Raw genomic sequence first — 1,997 nt, 5'->3', positions numbered from 1 at the left:
CGGGGGCGGGGGCGGTGGGTGTACGGTGCGGGTAGTTGGTGGCGCTTGGTGCGCGACCTTGGCGTTGAGGCGGTGGAGATGGGACCGGTGGTCGCCGTCCGCCGCGGGCGCCTGCGACGACGATAGTCGTCGATCTTTTCGCGCGTTCTCCGTCGTGTCCGCCGCCGTACTGCGGCCGGCCGTCGTCTTGTGACCCGCTGTCCCCGCCCTCTCGGGAGTACCCGTGACCGTGCCCTCGTTGGCCTCGTCGTTGTCCGACACCGTCTCCGCCGCCGCGACATCCCTCGGGTTGGCGGACTTCGTTGCCCAGGTGCGCCGATCGGAGCACGCCGACTTCCAGGCCGACGGGGTGCTGGCGGCGGCCCGGACGCTGCGGCGGCGTCCGCGTGACATCGCCGCGGAGGTGGTCGAGGCACTGCGCGCCGACGACCTGGTGGCCGAGGTGGCCGGGCCCGGCTTCGTCAACCTGGACCTGACCGACCGGACACTGTTGACGCAGCTCGCCGGGCGGCTCGCCGACCCCCGGCTGGGCGTCGGGACGCCGGAGACCGGGGTCACCACAGTCGTCGACTACTCGCAGCCGAACATCGCCAAGGAGATGCACGTCGGGCACCTGCGCTCCACCATCATCGGCGACGCGCTGGTACGCATCCTCGAACACCTCGGCGGCACGGTGGTACGCCGCAACCACATCGGCGACTGGGGCACCCAGTTCGGCATGCTCATCCAGTACCAGAACGAGCAGCCCGCGGCGGCCGGCGGCGACGACGCGTCGATGAGCCGGTTGGCCGCGCTGTACCGGCAGGCCCGGGCCCGGTTCGACACCGATCCGCAGTTCGCCGTACGGGCCCGGCAACGGGTGGTGGCGTTGCAGGGCGGCGACCCGGCCACCGTGGCCGCCTGGCAGGACATCGTCGCCGAGTCCACCCGCTACTTCACCGAGATCTACGACCGGCTCGGCGTACGGCTGACCGCCGCCGACGCGGTCGGCGAGAGCGCGTACAACGATGCCCTGCCCGGCGTCGCCGCGGACCTGGCGGCGCAGGCGGTGGCGGTGCCCAGCGACGGCGCGCTCTGCGTCTTCTTCGACCAGGTACGCGGTCCGGACGGCGCGCCGAGCCCGCTGATCGTCCGCAAACGTGACGGCGGCTTCGGCTACGCCGCTACCGACCTGGCGGCGCTGCGGCAACGGGTCGGCGAGCTGCACGCCGACCGGCTGCTCTACGTGGTCGACGCCCGACAGTCACTGCACTTCACCATGGTCTTCGACACCGCCCGGCGAGCCGGCTGGCTACCGCCGCAGGTGTCCGCCGTGCACGTGGCCTTCGGCACGGTCCTCGGCCCGGACGGACGGCCGTTCAAGACCCGGGCCGGTGACACCGTGCGTCTGGTGGACCTGCTCACCGAGGCCGTCGACCGGGCCCGCGAGGTGGTCGCCGCCAAGAACCCGGACCTGACCGGCGCGGCCCTGCACGAGCGGGCCCGGCAGGTCGGCATCGGCGCGGTCAAGTACGCCGACCTGGCCACCAGCCGTACCCGCGACTACACCTACGACCCGCAGCGGATGCTGGCGTTGACCGGCAACACCGGCGTCTACCTCCAGTACGCGCACGCCCGGATCCGATCCCTGCTGGCCCGGGCCGGCAACCCCGCCGTCACGGTGGACCCGACGACGACACTGGAGCCGGCCGAGCGGGCGCTGATCCTCGACCTCGACGGCTTCGCCGACACCCTCACCGAGGTGCTCACCCACTACGAACCCCACCGCCTCTGCGGCTACCTGTACCGCCTGGCGCAGACCTTCACCACCTTCTACGAACACTGCCCGGTACTGCGCGCCCCCGACCCGATCCGCGCCAACCGACTGGCCCTGTGCCACCTCACCGGCGAAACCCTCCACACCGGCCTGTCCCTCCTCGGCATCCCCGCCCCCACCCACCTCTAGCCCTCCCACCCTCGCCCACCCCACCCCGCCCTCACCCTCCCGCCCTCGCCCT

General features: G+C 72.5%; 1 protein-coding gene. It reads left to right on the top strand.

Features of this window, described 5'->3' with window-relative positions:
* Nucleotides 1-223: 223 nt before the first annotated feature.
* The gene (gene argS, locus C1A38_RS30335; RefSeq protein WP_102661097.1) at nt 224-1,945 is read left to right on the top strand and encodes an arginine--tRNA ligase; all 1,722 of its coding nucleotides are present in this window, start codon (nt 224-226) and stop codon (nt 1,943-1,945) included.
* The last annotated feature ends 52 nt before the right edge of the window (nt 1,946-1,997 follow it).

Origin of the sequence: Verrucosispora sp. ts21 (assembly GCF_002879555.1) — a bacterium.
Lineage (GTDB): Bacteria > Actinomycetota > Actinomycetes > Mycobacteriales > Micromonosporaceae > Micromonospora > Micromonospora gifhornensis.
This window is presented reverse-complemented; position numbering and strand designations above follow the sequence as displayed.